Source organism: Bradyrhizobium hereditatis (assembly GCF_020329435.1).
Lineage (GTDB): Bacteria > Pseudomonadota > Alphaproteobacteria > Rhizobiales > Xanthobacteraceae > Bradyrhizobium > Bradyrhizobium hereditatis.
Genome location: NZ_JAGKJK010000001.1, coordinates 847,383 through 869,107, shown reverse-complemented (window position 1 = coordinate 869,107; position 21,725 = coordinate 847,383). Strand labels below are relative to the sequence as shown.

General features: G+C 62.6%; 18 protein-coding genes. 12 read left to right on the top strand and 6 right to left on the bottom strand.

All coding sequences use genetic code 11. The annotated features are described in order from the left end of the window. Positions 1–98: 98 nt before the first annotated feature. Positions 99–1,406, top strand: a complete 1,308-nt coding sequence (gene mtnK, locus J6524_RS04270) for an S-methyl-5-thioribose kinase (protein WP_225669097.1) — start codon at positions 99–101, stop codon at positions 1,404–1,406. 157 nt (positions 1,407–1,563) lie between these two features. On the opposite strand, the gene J6524_RS04265 is transcribed toward mtnK, so the two are convergent. From J6524_RS04265 to J6524_RS04250, 4 genes are all read right to left on the bottom strand, one after another. Further along, complete coding sequence (locus J6524_RS04265; RefSeq protein WP_225669096.1) at positions 1,564–2,601, bottom strand: ABC transporter permease; 1,038 nt, start codon at positions 2,599–2,601, stop codon at positions 1,564–1,566. 10 nt (positions 2,602–2,611) lie between these two features. Beyond that, positions 2,612–4,114 carry a sugar ABC transporter ATP-binding protein gene (locus J6524_RS04260; RefSeq protein WP_225669095.1) on the bottom strand — a complete coding sequence of 501 codons (1,503 nt, stop codon included), beginning with the start codon at positions 4,112–4,114 and terminating at the stop codon, positions 2,612–2,614. 6 nt (positions 4,115–4,120) lie between these two features. Continuing rightward, positions 4,121–5,140, bottom strand: a complete 1,020-nt coding sequence (locus J6524_RS04255; RefSeq protein ID WP_225669094.1) for a sugar ABC transporter substrate-binding protein — start codon at positions 5,138–5,140, stop codon at positions 4,121–4,123. Between the two features lie 153 nt (positions 5,141–5,293). Further along, a complete protein-coding gene (locus tag J6524_RS04250; protein WP_225669093.1) occupies positions 5,294–5,695 on the bottom strand; it encodes a globin in 402 nt (133 codons plus the stop codon). 461 nt (positions 5,696–6,156) lie between these two features. On the opposite strand from J6524_RS04250, the gene J6524_RS04245 reads away from it, so the two are divergent. The 8 genes from J6524_RS04245 (at position 6,157) to J6524_RS04210 (ending at position 14,963) form a co-directional block, all read left to right on the top strand. Continuing rightward, on the top strand, positions 6,157–6,528 hold the full coding sequence (locus J6524_RS04245; protein WP_225669092.1) for a DUF2946 domain-containing protein: 372 nt from the start codon (positions 6,157–6,159) through the stop codon (positions 6,526–6,528). 94 nt (positions 6,529–6,622) lie between these two features. Then, entirely contained in the window at positions 6,623–9,007 is a 2,385-nt protein-coding gene (locus tag J6524_RS04240; RefSeq protein ID WP_225669091.1) for a TonB-dependent receptor family protein, read from the top strand. 29 nt (positions 9,008–9,036) lie between these two features. Then, positions 9,037–10,251, top strand: coding sequence for a sialidase family protein (locus J6524_RS04235; protein WP_225669090.1), 1,215 nt, complete (start codon positions 9,037–9,039; stop codon positions 10,249–10,251). Next, complete coding sequence (locus J6524_RS04230) at positions 10,248–10,754, top strand: TlpA family protein disulfide reductase (RefSeq protein ID WP_225669089.1); 507 nt, start codon at positions 10,248–10,250, stop codon at positions 10,752–10,754. The genes J6524_RS04235 and J6524_RS04230 overlap by 4 nt, the downstream gene beginning before the upstream one ends. 105 nt (positions 10,755–10,859) lie before the next feature. Further along, positions 10,860–11,363, top strand: coding sequence for a copper chaperone PCu(A)C (locus tag J6524_RS04225; RefSeq protein ID WP_225669088.1), 504 nt, complete (start codon positions 10,860–10,862; stop codon positions 11,361–11,363). A gap of 224 nt (positions 11,364–11,587) precedes the next feature. Beyond that, positions 11,588–12,907: a proline--tRNA ligase gene (gene proS / locus J6524_RS04220; RefSeq protein ID WP_225669087.1), complete on the top strand. Its 1,320-nt coding sequence runs from the start codon at positions 11,588–11,590 to the stop codon at positions 12,905–12,907. 69 nt (positions 12,908–12,976) lie between these two features. Then, a complete protein-coding gene (locus J6524_RS04215; RefSeq protein ID WP_225669086.1) occupies positions 12,977–14,257 on the top strand; it encodes a lipoprotein-releasing ABC transporter permease subunit in 1,281 nt (426 codons plus the stop codon). Positions 14,258–14,264: 7 nt separating this feature from the next. After that, positions 14,265–14,963, top strand: a complete 699-nt coding sequence (locus J6524_RS04210) for an ABC transporter ATP-binding protein (RefSeq protein WP_225669085.1) — start codon at positions 14,265–14,267, stop codon at positions 14,961–14,963. Positions 14,964–14,971: 8 nt separating this feature from the next. On the opposite strand, the gene J6524_RS04205 is transcribed toward J6524_RS04210, so the two are convergent. Continuing rightward, on the bottom strand, positions 14,972–15,235 hold the full coding sequence (locus J6524_RS04205; protein ID WP_225669084.1) for a DUF3551 domain-containing protein: 264 nt from the start codon (positions 15,233–15,235) through the stop codon (positions 14,972–14,974). A 132-nt stretch (positions 15,236–15,367) separates the two neighbouring features. Next, on the bottom strand, positions 15,368–15,658 hold the full coding sequence (locus J6524_RS04200; protein WP_225669083.1) for a DUF3551 domain-containing protein: 291 nt from the start codon (positions 15,656–15,658) through the stop codon (positions 15,368–15,370). 290 nt (positions 15,659–15,948) lie between these two features. Between J6524_RS04200 and J6524_RS04195 the strand changes: the two genes are divergently transcribed. The 3 genes from J6524_RS04195 (at position 15,949) to J6524_RS04185 (ending at position 21,337) form a co-directional block, all read left to right on the top strand. After that, positions 15,949–16,695: an outer membrane protein gene (locus tag J6524_RS04195; RefSeq protein WP_225669082.1), complete on the top strand. Its 747-nt coding sequence runs from the start codon at positions 15,949–15,951 to the stop codon at positions 16,693–16,695. A 453-nt stretch (positions 16,696–17,148) separates the two neighbouring features. After that, positions 17,149–20,652, top strand: coding sequence for a DNA polymerase III subunit alpha (dnaE, locus tag J6524_RS04190; RefSeq protein WP_225669081.1), 3,504 nt, complete (start codon positions 17,149–17,151; stop codon positions 20,650–20,652). Positions 20,653–20,893: 241 nt separating this feature from the next. Continuing rightward, complete coding sequence (locus J6524_RS04185; protein WP_225669080.1) at positions 20,894–21,337, top strand: DUF2846 domain-containing protein; 444 nt, start codon at positions 20,894–20,896, stop codon at positions 21,335–21,337. Positions 21,338–21,725: the final 388 nt, after the last annotated feature.

The following is a 21,725-nucleotide window of genomic DNA, read 5'->3' as shown; positions in this document are numbered from 1 at the left end:
TTGTGGCTATGATCTGGCGAAAGAAAAAGCCGGCTGGGATTTCCTGAAACGGGAGTGAACCGCAACTCCCGGGACCGGCAACTTGGGGGGGGGCCGCGATGAGTTCACAGCGCCGATCACTGGCTGATCCGCGACAGAGCGAATATCGAATCCTTCATGAGGCCGATCTGCGGGATTATCTCGCAAAATTTCCCGAGATCGCCAGCCGGCTCGGCGGCTCGCCGGCTTCATGGTCGATCAGCGAGGTCGGCGATGGCAATCTCAACCTGGTCTTCATCGTCAAGGGGACGACAGGCGGTATCGCTGTCAAGCAGGCGCTGCCTTACGTGCGGCTCGTCGGCGAGAGCTGGCCGCTGCCGCTGTCGCGCTCGCATTACGAGTATCTGGCGCTGACGCATCAGGCACAGCTGGCGCCCGGTCTCGTGCCCGCGGTGCTGCACCACAACGACGCGCTTGCGCTCGTCGTCATGGAGCTGCTCGAGCTGCACATCATCATGCGCAAGGGGATGGTGGCCGGCACGATCTATCCGCGCTTCGTCCAGGACATCACGACGTTTCTGGCGCGCACGCTTTTTCTTTCCTCCGATCTCGCGGTATCAGCCGCCGAAAAGAAGGAGGGGATCGCCGCGTTCGCGGGCAACCATGCGCTCTGCAAGATCACCGAGGACCTGATCTTCACCGATCCCTATCGCGTGGCCGAGCAGAATCGCTGGACAGCGCCCTGGCTCGACGCGACCGCCGCCGCGTTCCGCGAGGACCTCGATCTTCACGTCGCGATCTCGCGGCTGAAACTGAAATTCCTCAATGCGCCGGAAGCGCTGATCCATGGCGACCTTCACACCGGCTCGATCATGGTGACGGAAAACGAGACGAAGGTGATCGACCCCGAATTCGCCTTCTATGGCCCCATGGGCTTTGATATTGGCGCCGTCATCGCCAATCTCTTGATGGCCTATCTGGCGTCGTCGGGGCACGAGCGTGCGCCCGGCGAGCGGCGGGCGTTCGAGGCGTGGGTGCTTGGCACGATCGAGGGCGTGTGGACGGAGTTCGCGCGCAAGTTCCTGGAGCTGTGGCGCATTGAGGCCAAGGGCGACGCGTATCCGGTGATGCTGTTTGAAGGCGAGGCGGGCGCGGCGCGGCTGGAGGCGGAGCGGCAAGTTTATATGGCGCGGCTGTTCGAGGACACGGTCGGCTTCTCGGCGGCAAAAATCATCCGCCGCATTCTGGGGCTCGCACACAATATCGATTTCGAATTGATCGAGGATCCGAAGCGGCGGGCGGTATGCGAGGCGAGGAGCCTGCGGCTGGCGCGGGCGATGATGGTGGATGTGGCCTTGTTCCGTAGCATCGGCGACGTGACGAAGGCGGCGCGCAAGGTGCGCGGCTGGCGGCCGGATTTTGCCTGATTGCTTCAGGTAAGGGGACCCCGGATGCAGTGCAGCACGCCGCGCTTCGCGGCGTGGTGCGCTGCTGATCCGGGGTCCACGTGCAGAGACGGTGGGTCCCGGCTCAGCGGCGCAGCACTATGCGCTGCGCCGCGTCCGGGACACGGATGGCGAGGCGCTATTCGGCCGTCCGTTCCCGCAAGCGCTGCGCATAGACGTTGATGATCAGCGCCGCCAGCAGAATGAGCCCGCGGATCAAGATCTTCAGAAAACTGTCGATGTTTACGTGGTCGAGCCCGTTGTTGAGGACCCCGAGCACGAACAGGCCGACGATGGTGTTGCCGATGCCGCCGCGGCCGCCGAAGAGGCTGGTGCCGCCGACCACGACGGCGGCAATCGAATCCAGGAGGTAAGTGTCGAACTCGTTCTGCTGCGCGCTGCCGAAATGCGCGACCCCGAGCATCCCGCCGATGCCGGCGCAAACAGCCGAGATTACCATCACGCTGCCGAGGATCAGTTTGACGTTGAGGCCGGAATATTCGGCTGCTTCGCGATTTCCCCCGACCATGTAGACATAGCGGCCGAAGCGCGTGTAAGTCAGCACCAGGTGGCCGCCGAGCAGCATTAGCGCCGCCACGATCACGATCCAAGGTATCCCGCCGATCGATGTCGATCCGAGCGTCGAGACCAGCGGCGGCACCTTGTAGGCGATCTGCCCGCGCACGAGTAGTGCAGAAATGCCGGCCGCGATCTGCATCATCGCCAGCGTCATGATGAACGAGGGGATGCCGATGACAGTCAGCCCGAAAGCGTTGACGAGGCCCAGCAGGGCGCACAGCGCCAGCGCCAGCAGGATCGCGGCCCATCCGGGCATCGGCACGTTGGCGATGTTGACGTAGGATTCCTGCAGCGTGAAATAAGCAACCGCAATGCCGGTGACGTTGGCAATGGCGGCGATCGACAGATCGATCTCTGCGCACAGGATCACGAAGGTGAGGCCGACGGCGATGATGCCGGTGACCGATATCTGGGTGAGGATATTGCCGAGATTATCCAGCGTCGCGAACGAGGGACTCGCGGCGGAGAAGAAAGCGAACAGGCAGATCAGCGTCAGAAACGGCGCGATGTTGCGCATCTGGGAGCGCAGTATCGCAGCAAGCCGGTGGGGGCGCTTGCGATCCGAAGCATGGACGGTCACGCTTTCACCTGAAGTCATGTCGCTCTCCTCACGCCGCTTCGAGCAGGCGGTCCTTGCTGATCCGTTCGTTGGAAAATTCCCGCACCACCGCGCCGCGCTTGAGCACGAGGACGCGGTCGGCAAGCGACAGCACCGTCTCCGGCTCGGTCGAGAGCACAATGATGGCGAGCCCCTTGGCGCCCAGGTCCCTGACGATGTGGATGACGTCGTTCTTGGCGCCGACATCCATGCCGCGGGTCGGCTCGCACAGCACGAGCAGCCGCGGCGGGTAGCTCAGCCATTTCGCCAGCGCCACCTTCTGCTGATTGCCGCCCGAGAGCATGCCGAGATCGAGCTCGACCGCCGCGGGCCGAATCCGCAATTGATCGACCTGGCGCGTGGCGATCTCGCGTTCGCGCGACGGCTTGAGCAGCAGCGATGAGATGCGGTCGAGAACGCTGATCGAGATGTTCTTGTAGACTGGCTCCTGGTGGAACAGCATGTCGCGCCGGCTCTCGGGCACGAAGGCGATGCCCGCGCGGCGCGCATCGGCCGTGCTGCGGAATGTCTTTTGGTTGCCAGCGACCGCCAGCGTGCCCTGGTCAGGCCTAAGCTTGCCAAAGAGAATTCGCGCCAGCTCGAGCTGCCCGCAGCCCATGAAGCCGTAGATGCCGAGCACTTCGCCGGCGCGGACGTCGAAGGAAACATCGCGCAGGCTGCGGGCGAGCGAAAGCCCGCTGGCATTCAGCACCACCGGCTTCTCGGCGGGCGACGGCAACATGATGTCGTGCGTGTAGGTCTCTTCCAGCGCCTCGCGGCCCTTGCCGATCATCGCCTCAATCAGCGCGGACTTGCTGGTCTCCGCCGCCTTCGCTTCCGCGACCTTCCTGCCGTTGCGGAACACCGTCACCACGTCGGAGACGCGCAGGATGTCCTCGATGAAATGGGAGATGAAGACGATGCTGGTGCCTTCTTCGCGCAGCCGTTTCAGCGTCGCAAACAGGCGTTCGACTTCCGGCGGCGACAGCGCCGAGGTCGGCTCATCGAGAATGATGATCCGGGCACCAGAAAACAGAACCCGGGCGATCTCGATCAATTGCTGCAGGCCAATCGGGAGGTCGCCGAGCCGCGACATCGGGTCGACGTCGATGCCGAAGCGTTTGAGCTGCTCGCCGGCCTCGCGGGCCATGCGCCGCCATTGCACGAAGCCGAGGCGATTGGTCGGCTGGTTGCCCAGAAAAACGTTCTCGGCTACCGACAGATCGGGTGCGACGCTAAGTTCCTGATGTACCATCGCGATGCCGGCCGCGTGGGCATCGCGCACTGAACGAAAGCGGGTTTCCCTTCCGTCCAGTTTGAGCCGGCCGGAAAAATCCGCGTGCACGCCGGCGATGATCTTCATCAGCGTGCTTTTGCCCGCGCCGTTCTCGCCGACGAGACCATGGATCTCGCCGGGAGAAAGCGCGAAGTCGACACCACGAAGCGCCTCGACGCCGCCGAAGGTCTTCGTGATGTCGTTGAGTTCGAGGATGGGCTGATGTCCCGAGGGCATGGGGGATCAGATCAGGAAGTGGTCCTCCATCCATTGCATGCCGGCCGCGTTGGCCTTGGTCACGACAGGCCCATCCGTGATGACATGCTTCGGGATGCCCTGGCCGCTCTTCTCGCCCGCAGTTACCGCGGCGACGCCGGCGACGATGGCGCCGCCATGGATGCGGCAGGAGGGATTGCGGACGGTCGCGAACATGCGGCCTTCGCTGACGGCCTGGATCGCCGGCGGCATGGCATCGACGCCGCCGATCAGGATGTTGGTGCGGTTGCGCGCCTTCATGATGTTGTAGGCGGCCAGCGCCATGTCGTCATTGTGGAAGAAGGCCGCATCGATCTGCGGGTATTTTGTCAGATAGGTTTCCCAGAGACGCGCCGTCTTCGAGACGTCCCAGTCCGCGGGCTGGGTGTCGAGCACCTCGATGTTCGGGAATTGCTTGACGACGGACTGAAAACCTTTGGCGCGGCCCTGGGCGCCGGTGTGGCCGAGCGCGCCCTGCGTCATGATGATCTTGCCCTTGCCGCCGATCGCGTTGCAGAGCGCCTGCGTCACGGATGCGCCCATGAACTCATTGTCGGGCGCCAGGAACGAATGAACCTTGATCTGGTCGAGCGGGGCGATCAGCGTGTCCATGTCGATCACGGGAATGCCGGCGTCGATCATCTTCTGCACGGGCTGGGTCAGCGTGCCGATGCCGAACGCCTGGATCGCGACGAAATCCCATTTCTGCGAGGCCATGTTATCGATCGCCGCGCGCTGCTTGACCGCATCGAGCTGACCGTCGAACCAGGTGACCTCGACGTTGAACAGCTTGCCCCACCATTCCGCCGCCTGCTTGCCTTGCGCGCACCAGGTGGCCTGCAGGCCCGCATTGGAGAACGCGGCCTTCAGCGGCTTTTCAGAACGTGCGGCGGCTGCCAGCGCCGGGTTTATGGCCAGTCCCCCGAGCAGGGCGCTCGCTGCGCCAGCCACGCCCGCCGCCTGAAGAAGGTCGCGCCTGGTCGTTACGGATTTGTCAGTTCCGGACATCGTTTGCTCCCTCGCTTTGTCATTGTTATCGCCGTCGGCATCGATTGCACGCACCGCGGATCGAGGCAGTCTTTCACACTCGGCGCGATTGCGCCACCGGCTGACTTGATCGTCTGTCTCAATCAACGTCGGGAGACTTTGGTGCTCGTCGCTTCACTGCGCTGCAACGAGAATTTTGATATCGCCGAGCAATTCTCGCCATGCCGCGTCGATGTCATCAGACCAGTCCGCGCCGATGACCTCGCGCAGCGTCTGCGCAAGGATGCCGAAGAACGCGACGAACAATTCGCGCGGCGTGCCGTAGGAATCGTGCGAGTAAATCTCCGAAGTGATCAGGCGGAAATGGCCGTTGCGCTCGCCTGCAAAATCCAGGATGGCCTCGATCGTCATCGCCAGCATCGAGCCCTTGACGAGCTCGCTGCCCTCGGTTCGGAACATCGTGCGTGCTTCGGGATGCGCGTCGAACAGACGGCGATAGACCAGCGGTGTCAGATCCGCGCAGCGCAGCGCGGCCAGTTCAAAACTTCGTTCGATTGGATTTGACGATGCCGCCATTGTCGTCTGCGATCGTCGCAAAAAAAGAGCAGGGCACCAAGCCCTGCTCAAAAATTGTGTCGACCCTTAGTTTCCTCGAAATGTGAGATTTGCTCTTGATTGTCGAGGCGACGCTGCTTGTGCGCGTCAGGGCTCCTCCCGAGACTTGGACCACCAAGCTTTGCCTCTCGGCCAGCCTGAGCTTAAATTGGTAGACCATCTTTTTCGTCTTGTCATCATTTTCAGCAACGTTTGTTCAAAATTCCAGCACTCTGCGAAATGATTGAGAAGGTGCTACTGGCGGTTGTGGATTTAGCTACACTACGCCCGCGGCTTGGTATCATGGTAGGGCGCCTCTCAAATGCTGCAAAACGCATCGTTTTTCGCCTGCATCCCTCCTTGAAGCTGCAACATAATTCCAGGAACCTCGCCTCGACTTCGGACTCCAGAGGTGATTAACGTCTGAAGCGGATGGGTTTGCGATGCGCCGGCGGCTGAAGAAGTTTCTGCCAATTGTCCTGATTGCACTGGTGGTGCAAATTTTTGCACCGATCGGCGCGTGCTGGGCGGCGAGCATCGCAGCTTCCGATCCGTTTGCGGGTGCCGTGATCTGTCACGGCAATGGCGCGCCCGGTGCCGGGCAGGCCGACCAGATCAACCACCGCGCCCATGACGGATGCTGTTCGGTTTGCAGTGTGCTGCAGACCGGCGCGCCGGTGGACGTGCCGGAGGCTGCGGCGATCGACGTCGATCGGGTTGCCGAGCGGGTGGCTTGGTTCGACTTTGCTTTCCGGCTGGCGAACGCTCGCGCCGGCAGCCACGCGCAGGCGCGTGCGCCTCCATCTATCTCCTGACCTCACTTGACCTTCGTAAACGGTGCGACCTGCGGTCGTGCCAGTTTCGTTCAGTTGAGCAAGCCGGCCAAAGAGCTGGCGTCAGGAATGTCTTATGTACCCCCATCGTGCCTTGGGAAGCGCGAGCCTGCTTGTGCTCGGCAGTGCGCTATCCCTTGACCCGTCGAACGCGACCGCCCAGACGGCGCTGCCGGCGGTCACCATCGAGGCGCCGCGCGCCACGGCCGCCAAACCTGCGGCTCGCAAACCGGCCGTCCGCTCGGCAAGTCGGACGCAGGCGAGGCCGCCTGCGGCCAACCCCGCGCCTGCCTCATTGTCGCTCACCGCGGGCATCACCCCGAGCGTGGCGCGCGCGCTGCTTTACCAGGCACCCAATGGCCAGACCGAAACCACCATCGACCGCAGCCAGTTCGAGAACCGGCCGGCGTTCTCCGTGGCCGACGTGCTGCGCGAGAGCCCGGGCATCTCGGTGAAGCAGGGCAACGGGCCGCGCGATATCGGCATCTCGATTCGCGGCTCCAACGCCCGCAATGGTTTTGCCATCCGCAATCTCGTGATCTTCGAGGACGGCTTTCCGGTCACCCAGCCGGACGGGCTGTCCCGCAGCGACCTGATCGATCCCAAGGCCTACAGCGCGATTGATGTCATCCGGGGACCGTCATCGGCGCTCTATGGCAACTATGCGACCGGCGGCGCGCTCAACTTCCGCACCCGGCCGGGCCACAGCATCGACGGGGTCGAATACGGCGTCGAAGACGGCAGCTTCGGCTATCTCAACAACTACCTCGCCGCAGGCAAGAAGGTCGGCAATTTCGAGTACTCGCTGTTTACCAGCGACGCGCGCGGCGACGGATTTATCCAGAACAGCTGGTTCAATACCCAAACCGTGAACTTTCTCGGCACGCTGCACGCGACGCCCGACGACCGCTTCACAGTCAAGTTCATCAACAACAATCTTGATACACGGCTGCCGATCCGGCTGTCGCTCAATCAGTACTATCAGAACCCCTTTCAGGTGGGCTGCGAGATGGCCGGCGTCGCCGGCTGCGCCTCGGTAAATCTCCTCAACAACGGCTTCAACGGAACGAGAACTCCGATCACCGCCGTGCAGGCCGGGCTTGGCCGCGAGGATCGCCGCACCATCGTCGGGGGCAGATGGGAGCACGATTTCGACAATACGACGACCTGGCGCAACCAGTTCGTGTTCGACGATCGCAATATCAATCAGCCTACGGGAGCAACCAGCGCGATCGGCGATTTCCCGTCCTACAACTATATGAGCGACGTGACCAAGCAGGGCGAAATCCTCGGCATGGAATCGACGACGTATTTCGGCGCGTTCTACAACACGCTGACCGCGTCGAGCGATACGCGCAACGTGATGCCGGGCGGCAATGCGAAGCTCGGCCTTCTGCAAAGCAATACCTGGAGCTCCACCACGAACTACGGTGTCCGCGCGCGCGAAGAACTCAAACTGGCTCCTAACCTGACGGCGATCGCCGGGATCGGATGGGAAACGACGCTTCTGAAGGGGATCAATACCCCCTACGCCTACAACACGCCCAATGTGCCGACGGCGACGCCGAGACTGGTGTCTGCCGACCGGCAATTTCAGAACACCGCGCCTGAGCTGGCGCTGCTCTACAAGCTGAATCCGGAGTGGCTGTTCCGGGCGCGCGTCGCCACCGGCTACGGCACGCCGCAGGTCGGAAACCTCTTCGTTCTCGCGAACGGTCAGAACGGCAACAACACGCAGCTAAGGACGCAGAAGAACATCGGCTACGACATCGGCTTCGACTGGAGGCCGAACAGCACGCTCAGGTTCAGCGCGACGGGATTCTACGAGTTCTTCAAGGACGAACTGGTGACCCAGGCGACCCAGGTCGGCGCGCCGAATGCGAGCTATACGTTCAATGCGCCGCGATCGGAGCATCGCGGCGTCGAGCTGGCGGCCGACTGGCAGTTCCTGCCGGGCTGGCGATTGACGGCGGCCTACACTTATCTCGACCAGTTCTATACGGAGTACACCGAGAATATCGTCAACGGCGCAACGTTCAGCTTCAACCGCGCGGGCAACAAGATTCCCGGCATCTCGCCGAACGAACTCACGGCACGGCTCGGCTATGAACAGATGTGGGGGCCGCTCGCTGGTCTCGGAGCCTTCGTTGAGGTCCAGTGGAAAGATTCGTTCTACATGGACAACGCCAATCTCCTGAAGGCGCCGGGTTACGAACTGGTCAATCTCAACGTTCACTACAAGACAGATCTCGTGTCCGATTACTTCAAGTCGTTGAGCATGTTTGTCGAAGTGAGAAACGTGTTCGACCGGACCTACGTGGCCTCCGCCAACAACATCGCCAATTCGGTGACGGCGGGCGGCATCCAGAATCCCGCCGCCGTATTGGCGAACACCGGTGGATCGATCTACGCCGGATCGCCACGCGCGTTCATCGCCGGAATGAAGCTGGCTTTCAAATGACCGGACAACCACGCAGGAGGAGTAAAGCCATGCTGCGAATGAGCCTCATCGCGACGCTCGCTCTCTCGCTTTGCCAGAGCGCAGCGCAAGCGCAAATAAGCCATAATCATCACGCCGCCGAAGCGGCGTGTGAGGAGGTCGCGTTGCGCTGCGCCTCAAAGGTCACGCCGGCTTTTGCGCCTGACGGCACGCTGTGGCTCGCCTTCATGGCGGGCGGCCACATATCGGTGGCGAGTTCGAAGGATCAGGGGCGCAGTTTTTCTGCACCGGTTCAGGTGACAAAAGAAAGGCTCAAGCTAGATTGGGGACCGGATGCGCGTCCCCAGATCGTTGCCGAGAAGAACGGCGGCATCGCGCTGGCGTTTTCGACCTTCAGGGACAAGGCCTTTAACGGCCAGGTACTCACCACCAAGTCGGCCGATGGCGGCCAGAGCTTTGCCGACCCGACGCCGATCACGTCGAACAACGAGAGCCAGCGTTTTGTGGCGCTCGGCCTCGATGCGGATGGTTCGGTGTTTGCCGCCTGGATCGACAAGCGCAACCGCGTGCCGGCGCAACAGGAGGGCCGGAAATACGAAGGGGCGGGGCTGTTTTTCGCCTCATCAAAGGACGGCGGCGCGACCTATTCCGAAACACAGCTCGCCGCCGACAACATCTGCGAATGCTGCCGGCTTGGCCTTGCGTTCGCTAGCCCCGGCCATCCCGTGGTCGTGTTCAGGAACATCTTCGAAGGCGGCGTGCGCGATCACGCCGTCATGACGTTTGCCGATCCGGCCACGCGCGGCGAGGTTCGCCGCATCAGCAACGACAATTGGCAGATCGCCGCGTGCCCCCATCATGGTCCCAGTCTTTCCATCTCGGCCGCCGGCACGTACCACGTGACCTGGTTCACGAGCGGCAAGGTGCGCAAAGGGTTGTTCTATGCGCGCTCGCAGGACGAGGGCCGCACCTTCTCCGATCCGCTTCCGCTCGGCCGCGCCGATCGCAATCCGACGCGGCCCTATGTTCTTGCCGGCCCGCACGGCACCACCATGGTCTGGAAGGAGTTCGACGGCGAGAAGACCGCGATCAACGCGATGACCTCGCGTGACGAGGGCAAGAGCTGGTCGACGCCATCAACGATCGCCACGACGACGGACACGTCCGACCACCCGCTGCTGGTGAGCGATGGGCACAAGGTCTACCTTTCCTGGATGACCAAGGCCGACGGATATCGCCTTTTGCAGATCGGAGATGGATCATGAAGCGCCTCCTGCTCGCCGTCATATTCCTCCTTGCGTGTCTTAACGCGGCGCCTGCAGCCGAGGCGCCGTCCGAGCCCGCGCTCAAGCCGTTCGTGCGGGGAAGCTGGCAGGAAATGCTGCGTTCGCACGCCGGGCGGCCGACGCTGGTGCATTTCTGGGGCGTCACCTGCGGACCGTGCAAGGTCGAACTGCCACTGCTCGGTCAATTCATGAAGGAGCATTCCGAGCTGGACGTCGTAATGATCAGCGCCGATCTCGTTCCGAATTTGGAAGGCCCAACCCGCGCGATGCTGGAGAAGGCTGGCCTCGCGTCGGCGGAGAACTGGATTTTCAGCGACGGCTTTGTCGAACGTCTCCGATTTGAGATCGACCCGGCCTGGCAGGGTGACATCCCCCGCACGCTGCTGATTGCGCGGGACGGAACCGTTACCACGATAGAAGGCTCGGCTGAAATTCCGGACCTCCAAAAATGGCTGGACGGGCAGAAGGCGGCCAGCAAATAAAGGTTCAATCCCGCTATTGTGAATATGAAAGTTGTGTTCTCAAGTTAATGCAGCAGCGGCCTCGTTCGCCGGCCGTGTCCGGCGTACTCGATCGAAAGACGTACAATGAAAACTGTCATGCAATTCTTCGGCTTCGTCCTCCTGTTAGCTCTGATGAATGGGTCCGCGCACGCCCAGGAGGTCAAGGCTGGCGACCTCGTCATCACGCAGGCCTGGAGCCGCGCCACGCCGAGCGGCGCAAAGATCGCCGGCGGATATCTCACCGTCGAGAACAAGGGCTCTGCGGCGGACCGGCTGGTCGGCGCCTCCGGCGAGAACATCGGCAAGGTCGAGGTTCATGAGATGGCGATGAAAAACGGCGTCATGACGATGCGGCCGCTCGATAAGGGTCTCACCATCGAGCCGGGCAAGACCGTCAAGCTCGCGCCGGGTGGCTACCATTTGATGCTGATGGATCTCAAGCAGCCTTTCAAGCAGGGCGACAAGGTGCCGCTCACGCTTGAGTTCGAGAAGGCGGGCAAGATCTCGCTGTCGCTCGACGTGCAGGCGGTCGGTGCGCAGGCACCCGGCGGCGCAATGAAGCACGATCACTCCGGCATGAAGAAGTAGGGCGGCGGCCTCGTAGGATATGACGGCGCGTTCAGTTCCGCGCGACCAGAAGGGACACTTATCGGCTGAGTAGAGGGCAGCGAAACCATCCTGCGACCCCCCGCAAATCGCCCGAATTCCGCGTTTCCGGCCGCTTTTCACGCTTCCCGGCCTTGTATTTTCGCACCTGATCCGGTTTCACTGCACCTGCTTCCGCTAGCCCACCTGATTCCTTGAGCTGACCCATGCGATTGTCGCGGTTTTTCCTGCCCATCCTGAAAGAGAATCCGAAAGAGGCGGAGATCGTCTCGCACCGGTTGATGCTGCGCGCCGGCATGATGCGGCAGGAAGCGGCCGGCATCTACGCGTGGCTGCCGCTGGGCTTTCGGGTCCTGAAGAAGATCGAGCAGATCGTGCGCGAGGAACAAGACCGCGCTGGCGCGCTGGAACTGTTGATGCCGACGCTGCAGCTCGCGGATCTCTGGCGCGAGAGCGGCCGTTACGACGCCTACGGTCCGGAGATGCTGCGCATCAGCGATCGCCACAAGCGCGAATTGCTGTACGGGCCGACCAACGAGGAAATGATCACTGAGATATTTCGCGCCTACGTCAAGTCCTATAGGAGCCTGCCGCTCAATCTCTATCACATCCAGTGGAAGTTCCGGGATGAGCAGCGCCCGCGTTTCGGAGTGATGCGCGGACGCGAATTCCTGATGAAGGACGCATACTCCTTCGACATCGACGAGGCGGCGGCGCGTCGTGCCTATAACAAGATGTTCGTCGCCTATTTGCGCACATTTGCGCGGATGGGCTTGAAAGCAATCCCTATGCGCGCCGAGACCGGCCCGATCGGCGGCGATCTCAGTCATGAATTCATTGTGCTCGCCGAGACCGGCGAGTCCGGCGTGTTCTGCGACAGCAACGTGCTCAACCTGCCGATCCCGCCCGACGATATCGATTATGACGGCGATCTGACACCGATCATCAAGCAATGGACGTCGGTCTATGCGGCGACCGAGGACGTCCATGATGCCGCGCGCTATGAGCGCGAGGTGCCCGCCGACCGGCGCGTCAACACGCGCGGCATCGAGGTCGGGCAGATCTTCTATTTCGGCACCAAATATTCCGATGCGATGAAGGCGCTCGTCGCCGGTCCCGACGGTGTCGACGTGCCGATCCATGGCGGCTCCTACGGCGTCGGCGTCTCGCGTCTCGTCGGCGCCATCATCGAAGCCTGCCATGACGATGCCGGCATCAAGTGGCCGGAGGCGGTCGCGCCGTTCACCGCCGTGATCCTGAACCTGAAGCAGGGGGATACTGCCGTTGATGGCGCGTGCGAAAAGCTTTATCGGGAGCTGCAGGCCAGGGGCGTCGATGTGCTCTATGACGATACCGACCAGCGCGCCGGCGCGAAGTTCGCGGCCGCCGACTTGATCGGCATTCCCTGGCAGATACTGGTCGGGCCGAAGGGCCTCGCCGAGGGCAAGCTCGAGATCAAGCGGCGCAGCGACGGCTCGCGCGAGAATCTCAGCTCTGCGGAAGTGGTGGCAAGGATCGCGGGATAAGATATCCACTGTGGCGGTAATGTTGGCCAATAAGGCCACATTTGGCCCGAATCATGGGATTATCGAGTAATGGATGAGACCATGAACGAGAACGCCCGAACTCGGCCTTTTGCGCCCTTCGAATGGCTGCTGTCGGGGCGTTACCTGCGGGCGCGTCGCAAGGAAGGTTTCATCTCGGTCATTGCCGGGTTTTCGTTCCTCGGCATCATGCTTGGCGTCGCCACGCTGATCATCGTGATGGCGGTCATGAACGGTTTCCGCAAGGAACTCCTGGACAAGATCCTCGGGCTGAACGGACACATACTGGTGCAGCCGCTGGAATCGCCTTTGACCGACTGGAAGGATGTTGCCGAGCGCATCAGCCAAGTCGAGGGCATCCGCCTTGCCGCACCTGTTGTCGACGGCCAGGCGCTAGCGTCATCCGCCTTCAACGCCGCCGGCGTGCTGGTACGTGGCATGCGGGCGGCTGACCTGAACAACCTCACCTCGATCGCCAAGAACATCAAGCAGGGCACGCTGGAAGGATTCGACGAGGGGCAGGGCGTCACCATCGGGCGGCGCCTGGCCGATCAATTGTCGCTGCATGCCGGCGACACCATCACGCTGGTCGCGCCCAAGGGGGCGGTGACGCCGATGGGCACGACGCCGCGCATAAAACCCTACAAGGTGGCGGCGGTGTTCGAGATCGGCATGTCCGAATACGACGCCAGCTTTGTGTTCATGCCGCTGCCGGAGTCGCAGGCCTATTTCAACCGCAGGGACGACGTCACCGCGATCGAGGTATTCACCACCAATCCGGATCGCATCGACGCGTTCCGCAAAACCGTAACGGAAGCGGCGGGGCGGCCGGTGTTCCTGGTCGACTGGCGACAGCGCAACTCGACCTTCTTCAACGCGCTTCAGGTCGAACGCAACGTGATGTTCTTGATTCTGACCATGATCGTGCTGGTTGCTGCACTCAACATCGTCTCCGGCCTGATCATGCTGGTGAAGGACAAGGGTCAGGACATCGCCATCCTGCGCACCATGGGCGCCTCGCAGGGCTCGATCATGCGGATATTCCTGATCACGGGCGCAGCGATCGGCGTGGTCGGCACGTTGACCGGATTCTTCGTCGGCATGCTGATCTGCCTGAATATCGAATCCATCCGGCAGTTCCTGTCCTGGATGACCAACACCGAATTGTTCTCGCCGGAACTCTATTTCCTCTCGAAGCTACCGGCCGAGATCGATTTCGGCGAGACCACCGCGGTCGTTATCATGGCGCTGACGCTGTCGTTCCTGGCGACGCTCTATCCGTCCTGGCGTGCCGCGCGCCTCGATCCCGTCGACGCGCTGCGGTACGAGTGAGGACGTGATGGCCGAGGAGGCGGAAGACGTACCCGTTATCTATCTCCACGAGATAAAACGCGAGTACCGGCAGGGCGAGGCGACGTTGACCATCCTCAACGGCGCCAAGCTCGCGCTATGGGCGGGGCAATCGGTGGCGCTGGTGGCGCCGTCGGGCTCGGGCAAATCGACGCTGCTGCACATCGCGGGCCTGCTCGAAAGCCCCGATGACGGCGAGGTCTATGTCGCGGGCACGCCGACCTCGCAATTGTCAGACATCGATCGCACCCAGATCCGGCGCTCCGACATCGGCTTCGTCTATCAGTCGCATCGGCTGCTGCCGGAATTCACCGCGCTCGAAAACGTTATGCTGCCGCAGATGATCCGCGGCCTCAAGCGATCCGAGACGATCAAGCGCTCGCAGGAAATTCTGGGCTATCTCGGTCTCAGCGATCGCATCTCGCATCGGCCGGCCGAACTCTCCGGCGGCGAGCAACAGCGTGTCGCGATCGCGCGCGCGGTCGCCAACGCGCCCCGGGCGCTACTCGCCGACGAGCCGACCGGCAATCTCGATCCGACCACGGCCGAGCATGTCTTCAAAGCGCTGATGCAGCTCGTGAAGGCGACGCAGGTGGCGATGCTGATCGCCACCCACAACATGGAGCTGGCGGGACGGATGGATCGGCGGGTATCGCTGGTCGACGGTCAGGTCGTCGAGCTCGAATAGCGATACCGTCAGTAGGCGCTACGATACCGCTTGTTGCGATGCGCCGAGGGCACCCCAGCATATGCGTAGTATGGATTGATCACGCACTGCGCCGAGCGGCCCGATGCCGACATGTTGCATTGGGGCAGGGAGGTGTACCGGCATTCGTAATAGCTGATCCGGCCATACACATGCAGGCAAACCGGATAGCTGGGATCGTATGTCTGTGCTTGCGCCGGTGCCACCGCCGCTCCGGCACCGATCGCCAAAATCGCCAAAGCCAGAACGCGCATCCGAATCTCCCATGAGAGCTGCAATTGGTCCGGGTTTACAGACGCCAGCAGACATTCAACGCCTGCGAGCGTCAAATCACGTTCGCGCGTTGCAAGAGCTGGATTGAGGGGCGTCTCGGCGACGCCGTTTTGCTATCTGCCGTAGCTCGGGGCCGGCGGCAGCGCGCGGCCGGGCAACGGGCGATACGCGGACGGCGGCGGCTCGCTTTCGCCGACATAATAGGGATTGGCAATGCAGTAGAGAAAACGTCCCGATGCGGTCGCCTGACACTGTTCGTAACTCGTGAACGTGCAATAGCTCAGCCCCGGATATTCATTTCCCTGAAGGCAGAACGGATATCGCGTGCCGACGGCTTCGGCGGGCGCAGCGCCGATGACAGCCAGTCCGCTTGCGGTCAGTACGGCCAGAATCGCTCCACGCATTTCTATTCTCCTTCTCACCGCATCAGCGCTGCGCGTTGATCGAAACAAGCCGTACCTGCGCAATCTCGTCAACCCAATCCAGTGTGAATCACCGCGCAAAATCAAATGTGAGTGTTTTGCGGCGAGCTCCGGCGCAATGTTTCAAAAGATGCCTGCGAGATAACATTAACTTGCGTTCGCACTGCGGCCGTTTGGTGTGCGTTGTTGCAGTAGGGTTACAGCAATTCGAGCGGACGATGCTATGAGCATGCGCGGCCTTGGGGGCTGTTAAAGAAGGAACGGGAATAAGAATGAAGAAGGTTTTGCTTGTTACGGCCAGTCTGATCGCGCTCGGCGCGGCTGCGCCGGCTGTCGCTGCTGATCTCGCTGCGCGTCCTTACACCAAGGCGCCCCCGATGGTCGCTGCTGTGTATGACTGGACCGGTTTCTACATCGGTGCGAACGGCGGCTGGGGTTCGAGCCGCAACGACTGGGATGCAGTTCCGCCGACCGTTTTGGTTGGCCCGGAGGGCTCCCATGACGCGACCGGCGGCACTGTCGGTGGCCAGGTTGGTTATCGCTGGCAGGCCGGCACTTGGGTGTTCGGCGTTGAAGCCCAGGGCAACTGGGCCGACTTCTCGGGCAGCAATGCGAGCACGCTGTTCCCCGGTTTCCGCAACCACACGAATGTCGATGCGTTCGGCCTGTTCACCGGTCAGGTCGGTTATGCCGTCAACAACGTCCTGCTCTACGTCAAGGGCGGTGCTGCCGTGACCTCGAATAGCTACCGCGTCACCACCCTTGGCGGCGCGCTCGCTGGTGTCACCGGCGACGACACCCGTTGGGGCGGCACGGTCGGCGCAGGCATCGAGTTCGGCTTCGCCCCGAACTGGTCGGTTGGCGTCGAGTACAATCACTTGTTCATGCAGGACCGGACCTACACCTTCACCACGCCGGCCGGCGGCTTCTTCGGCGCCGACCGCATCAGTCAGGACGTCGACCTTGTCACGGCTCGCCTGAACTATCGCTTCGGCGGCCCGGCGGTCGCGAAGTACTGATCATTCGCTATTCTCGCGAATCATCGAAAGCCCCGGGCGCTGCCCGGGGCTTTTTGTTGTGGCGGAGCGGCAGCGGGTTAACCAAGCTGGAATTGTCGCACGGGCCCTTCGGAGCGGGCCCTTGACTCCTAGAACAAAAATGGAACAATGTTCCGCATATGTTCTCACCTCGTAAGGAGTCGGATCATGTTGCGGATGTTCGTGGAAGAAGCGGCGGCGCTGGCCTCGATTGCGCTGTTTATCGGCATGATCGCGGTGTGGGCGCAGGTGATTCCGCAGCTTTGATCGGGCGTTGCCAGGGCCGCCTCGACGGCTTGGGGAAAAGACGGATGCGCACGGCGCGTTCCGCGTAGACTCGGCACGGCCAAGGCATCACCATTGCGGGAGCGAGTCGGCATGCGCTAGCGGCCGATGATCGCTTCCCACCATGATGCGAGAGCCCGTTCAGCGACCATGTCCAGCGCCGGATTCGTTCATCTCCACGTTCATTCGGCCTATTCGCTGCTGAAGGGCTCCATCAAGATCGCCAAGCTCGGCGAACTGGCGAAAGCCGATCGCCAGCCGGCGCTCGCGCTGACCGACACCGACAACATGTTCGGAGCGCTGGAATTCTCCGACAAGATGGCGGGCTACGGCATCCAGCCGATCGTCGGCTGCGAGCTCGCCGTCGATTTCGGCGATCAGGACCCGAACGCGCGTGGGGCGCTGGGGCCATCGCGAATCGTGCTGCTGGCGGCAAAAGAGCGCGGCTACCGCAGCTTGATGCGGCTGAACTCGCGGGCGTTTCTGGAAACGCCAGTCCATCAGTCCCCGCACGTCAAGCTGGATTGGCTGGAAGGCGACGCGGAGGATCTGATCGCGCTGACCGGCGGCCCGGATGGTCCGATCTCGCTGGCCTTGCAGGTCGATCACGCTGCGCTCGCCGCCGCGCGCTGCGAGCGCCTCGCGAGCCTGTTCGGCGATCGTCTCTATATCGAATTACAGCGCCACGGGATCGATAAGGAGCGGCGCGTCGAGGGCGGCCTGATCGATCTCGCCTATACCAAGGGCCTGCCGCTGGTCGCGACCAACGAGCCATATTTCGCGTCGACCGACGATTACGAAGCGCATGACGCGCTTCTCTGCATCGCCGGCGGCAAGCTGATCGCCGAGACCGATCGCGAGCAGCTCACGCCAGATCACCGCTTCAAGACCCGCGCCGAGATGGCGGTACTGTTCGCCGACATTCCGGAGGCGCTCGCCTCGACGATCGAGATCGCCGAGCGCTGTTCGTTCCGCCCGAAGACGCGCAAGCCGATCCTGCCGCGTTTCACCGTCGGCGCCGGCTCTGCCTCCGATGCGGCGAGCGAGGAGGCGGCCGAGCTGAAGCGCCAGGCCGAGGAGGGGCTCGCAAGGCGCCTGCAGGTTCACGGTCTGTCGCCCGGCGCGACGGAAGAGGAGTATCAGAAGCGTCTTTCCTTCGAGATCGACGTCATCAACCGCATGAACTATGCGGGCTACTTCCTGATCGTTTCCGACTTCATCAAATGGGCCAAGGCGCACGACATTCCGGTCGGGCCGGGCCGCGGCTCCGGCGCCGGCTCGCTGGTTGCTTGGGCATTGACGATCACTGACCTTGATCCGATCCGCTTCGGGCTGCTGTTCGAGCGCTTCCTCAATCCCGAGCGCGTCTCGATGCCGGACTTCGACATCGACTTCTGCCAGGACCGCCGCGGCGAGGTGATCGATTACGTGCAGCAGCGCTATGGCCGTGATCAGGTGGCGCAGATCATCACCTTCGGAACGCTGCAGGCGCGCGGCGTGCTGCGCGACGTCGGCCGCGTGCTGCAGATGCCCTACGGCCAGGTCGACAAGCTGACCAAACTGGTGCCGCAAAATCCGGCCGCTCCGGTGACGCTGGCGCAGGCGATCGAGGGCGAACCCAAGCTGCAGGCGTTCCGCGACGAGGACCCGGTGGTGGCGCGCGCCTTCGACATCGCCCAGCGTCTCGAAGGATTGACGCGGCATGCCTCGACGCACGCCGCCGGCATCGTGATCGGCGATCGTCCCTTGAGCGAATTGGTGCCGCTCTATCGCGATCCCAAATCCGATATGCCCGTGACCCAGTTCAACATGAAATGGGTCGAGCCGGCCGGCCTCGTCAAATTCGACTTCCTTGGCCTGAAGACGCTGACCGTGCTCGATGTCGCGGTGAAGCTGCTCAGGCAGCGCAACATCCATGTCGATCTGGCGACGCTGCCGATCGATGACGCCGCAAGCTACCAGATGCTGGCGCGAGGCGATGTGGTCGGCGTGTTCCAGGTGGAAAGCCAGGGCATGCGCCGCGCGCTGATCGACATGCGACCCGACCGCTTCGAGGACATCATCGCGCTGGTGGCGCTCTATCGCCCGGGCCCGATGGCCAACATCCCGACCTATTGCGCGCGCAAGCACGGCGACGAGGAGCCGGAATATCTGCACCCCGTCCTGGAGCCGATCCTGAAGGAGACCTTCGGCGTCATCATCTACCAGGAACAGGTGATGCAGATCGCGCAGGTGATGGCCGGCTATTCGCTCGGCGACGCCGACCTGCTGCGCCGCGCGATGGGCAAGAAGATCCGCGCCGAAATGGATAAGCAGCGCGCGATATTCGTCGCCGGCGCAGTCAAGAACGGCGTGCCGAAAGGGCAGGCCGAGACGATCTTCGAATTGCTCGCCAAGTTCGCCGACTACGGCTTCAATAAGAGCCACGCCGCGGCTTACGCGCTGGTGTCCTACCACACCGCCTACATGAAGGCGCACTATCCGGTGGAGTTTTTGGCGGCGTCGATGACGCTCGAACTCAACAACACCGACAAGCTCTCGGAATTCCGCTCCGAGGCGCAGCGGCTCGGCATCAAGGTCGAGGCGCCGAACATCAACCGCTCGGGCGCTACCTTCGAGGTCGGCGAGAACACCATCTACTATGCGCTGGCCGCACTGAAGGGCGTCGGCCTGCAGGCGGTGGAGCAAATCGTCGAAGAGCGCAAGAAAGGCGCGTTCACCTCGCTGGCCGACTTCGCCGCGCGCGTCAATCCGCGGGCCATCAACAAGCGCATCATCGAAAGTCTGGCCGCCGCCGGCGCCTTCGACACGCTCGAATCCAACCGCGCCCGCGTCTTTGCCGGGGCCGACGCCATTCTCGCTGCCTGCCAGCGCAGCCACGAGGCCGCGACGATCGGGCAGAACGACATGTTCGGCAATGCGTCCGACGCGCCGACCATCATGCTGCCGCAGATCGACCCGTGGCTGCCCGCCGAGCGGCTGCGGCGCGAATACGACGCCATCGGCTTCTTCCTGTCCGGCCATCCGCTCGACGACTACGCGACCGTCTTGAAGCGGCTGCGCGTGCAGTCCTGGGCGGAATTCTCGCGCGCCGTGAAGACCGGCGCGACCGCAGGCAAGGTCGCGGCAACCGTGGTGTCGCGGATGGAGCGGCGCACCAAGACCGGCAACAAGATGGGCATCATGGGCCTGTCAGACCCGACCGGCCATTTCGAGGCCGTGCTGTTCTCGGAAGGGCTGGCGCAATATCGCGATGTACTGGAGCCGGGAGCTGCCGTCTTGCTGCAGCTCGGTGCCGAGTTGCAGGGCGAGGACGTGCGGGCGCGAGTGCTGCATGCCGAGCCGCTGGATGACGCCGCGGCCAAGACGCAAAAGGGCCTGCGGATTTTCGTTCGCGACACCAAGCCGCTGGAGTCCATCGCGCGACGGCTCAACATGCCGGAAGCCACAGCATCGAACGGTCTGGCGAAGGGCCAGCCGGCAAAGCCCGCACCCGCGCCGTCCGGCAGCGCTGATGGTGACGTCTCGCTCGTCATGATGCTCGACCTGCAGACCGAGGTCGAAATGAAGCTGTCGGGCCGCTTCAAGGTCTCGCCGCAAATCGCGGGTGCGATCAAGGCGGTGGCCGGCGTGGTGGACGTGCAGACGCTATAGGCCTTGAAGTTCGCGATCCGGCGTGCCGCTGCACAATTGGCAGCCGGTGCTTTTTGACAACAACCTTTAATTTTATCGGTTCGGTGCTACGCGTATCATTGCAACGGTTCCCGGCCTTGGCTAGACAAGCTTGGGGAATGGAATGGGGCGTGATGTGTTTTGGCGTGCGGTGGCGTTACTGATCTCCGTCTTGCTACTTGGTGGCTGTGAGACCCAAAGGGAGGGTTTGGATTACTCGGCGATGGCGCAGAAGGTGGGCCCGCCGAAGGCAGGACACGCACGCATCGTCGTGCTGCGCGAAAAGGGCTTCGGCGGCATTGTCGATGGGGCGTGGGACGTTCAGCTCGATGGAACGCCGATGTCCGGTCTCAAGACCGGCACCTTTGCCTTCGCCGATCGTCCAAGCGGCAAGCATGAATTGGGAGCTACGGAGGCCGCGTTTCCGGGCGTGACCAGGCATGAAATCACGGCCCAAGCCGGCCAAACCTATTTCTTCGTGGCGCGGACAAGTAAAAGAAAGAACGCCATGATCGCCGCCGCGGGCGCTACCGGCGGCGGAATATTGGGGCTGGCACTCGGCACCGCCTTTACGTCGGGCTATGACAATCCCGGGCCGATCGATTTTTTTCCGCTGGACGAGGCAGCCGCGAGGATGACCATCGCGGAGCTTAAGCTGGCCCAATAGCCCGCCGGTGGCATGATTTGCCGTTACGCCGGTGAAGCGACGCGTCCATCGCCGTCGCGACAGCCATGTCATGTCGGCATCGGCGCTCTCGGAGCTTACAGAGCACGGATCTATTTCACCGAAGCTAGGTAGAAACGTCGCGCGCGCAGCGCCTGCTAAGCGGCGCGGTGCTGGCCACGACCCCCTGCAGCTTGACGCGAGATAGACCAAGATCGCCCTCGTTTGATCCAGATCAATTCGCTATGTCACGCTCGCCGGGTAGGATTGCATTCGGGGAGGAAGGAGCGTGGCGCAGACTACCAAGCGGCATGCCGATCAGGTGCAGGCGACGCTCGCGCATGGCTAGGCCGCAACATCGGCCATGGTCGCGTCCTGGCGACGCTCATCG

Coding starts and splice junctions, on each gene's coding strand:
- mtnK (WP_225669097.1), top strand. CDS start 99: ATGAGTTCACAGCGCCGATCACTGGCTGATCCGCGACAGAGCGAATAT.
- J6524_RS04265 (WP_225669096.1), bottom strand. CDS start 2,601: ATGACTTCAGGTGAAAGCGTGACCGTCCATGCTTCGGATCGCAAGCGC.
- J6524_RS04260 (WP_225669095.1), bottom strand. CDS start 4,114: ATGCCCTCGGGACATCAGCCCATCCTCGAACTCAACGACATCACGAAG.
- J6524_RS04255 (WP_225669094.1), bottom strand. CDS start 5,140: ATGTCCGGAACTGACAAATCCGTAACGACCAGGCGCGACCTTCTTCAG.
- J6524_RS04250 (WP_225669093.1), bottom strand. CDS start 5,695: ATGGCGGCATCGTCAAATCCAATCGAACGAAGTTTTGAACTGGCCGCG.
- J6524_RS04245 (WP_225669092.1), top strand. CDS start 6,157: ATGCGCCGGCGGCTGAAGAAGTTTCTGCCAATTGTCCTGATTGCACTG.
- J6524_RS04240 (WP_225669091.1), top strand. CDS start 6,623: ATGTACCCCCATCGTGCCTTGGGAAGCGCGAGCCTGCTTGTGCTCGGC.
- J6524_RS04235 (WP_225669090.1), top strand. CDS start 9,037: ATGCTGCGAATGAGCCTCATCGCGACGCTCGCTCTCTCGCTTTGCCAG.
- J6524_RS04230 (WP_225669089.1), top strand. CDS start 10,248: ATGAAGCGCCTCCTGCTCGCCGTCATATTCCTCCTTGCGTGTCTTAAC.
- J6524_RS04225 (WP_225669088.1), top strand. CDS start 10,860: ATGAAAACTGTCATGCAATTCTTCGGCTTCGTCCTCCTGTTAGCTCTG.
- proS (WP_225669087.1), top strand. CDS start 11,588: ATGCGATTGTCGCGGTTTTTCCTGCCCATCCTGAAAGAGAATCCGAAA.
- J6524_RS04215 (WP_225669086.1), top strand. CDS start 12,977: ATGGATGAGACCATGAACGAGAACGCCCGAACTCGGCCTTTTGCGCCC.
- J6524_RS04210 (WP_225669085.1), top strand. CDS start 14,265: ATGGCCGAGGAGGCGGAAGACGTACCCGTTATCTATCTCCACGAGATA.
- J6524_RS04205 (WP_225669084.1), bottom strand. CDS start 15,235: ATGCGCGTTCTGGCTTTGGCGATTTTGGCGATCGGTGCCGGAGCGGCG.
- J6524_RS04200 (WP_225669083.1), bottom strand. CDS start 15,658: ATGCGTGGAGCGATTCTGGCCGTACTGACCGCAAGCGGACTGGCTGTC.
- J6524_RS04195 (WP_225669082.1), top strand. CDS start 15,949: ATGAAGAAGGTTTTGCTTGTTACGGCCAGTCTGATCGCGCTCGGCGCG.
- dnaE (WP_225669081.1), top strand. CDS start 17,149: ATGTCCAGCGCCGGATTCGTTCATCTCCACGTTCATTCGGCCTATTCG.
- J6524_RS04185 (WP_225669080.1), top strand. CDS start 20,894: ATGGCGCAGAAGGTGGGCCCGCCGAAGGCAGGACACGCACGCATCGTC.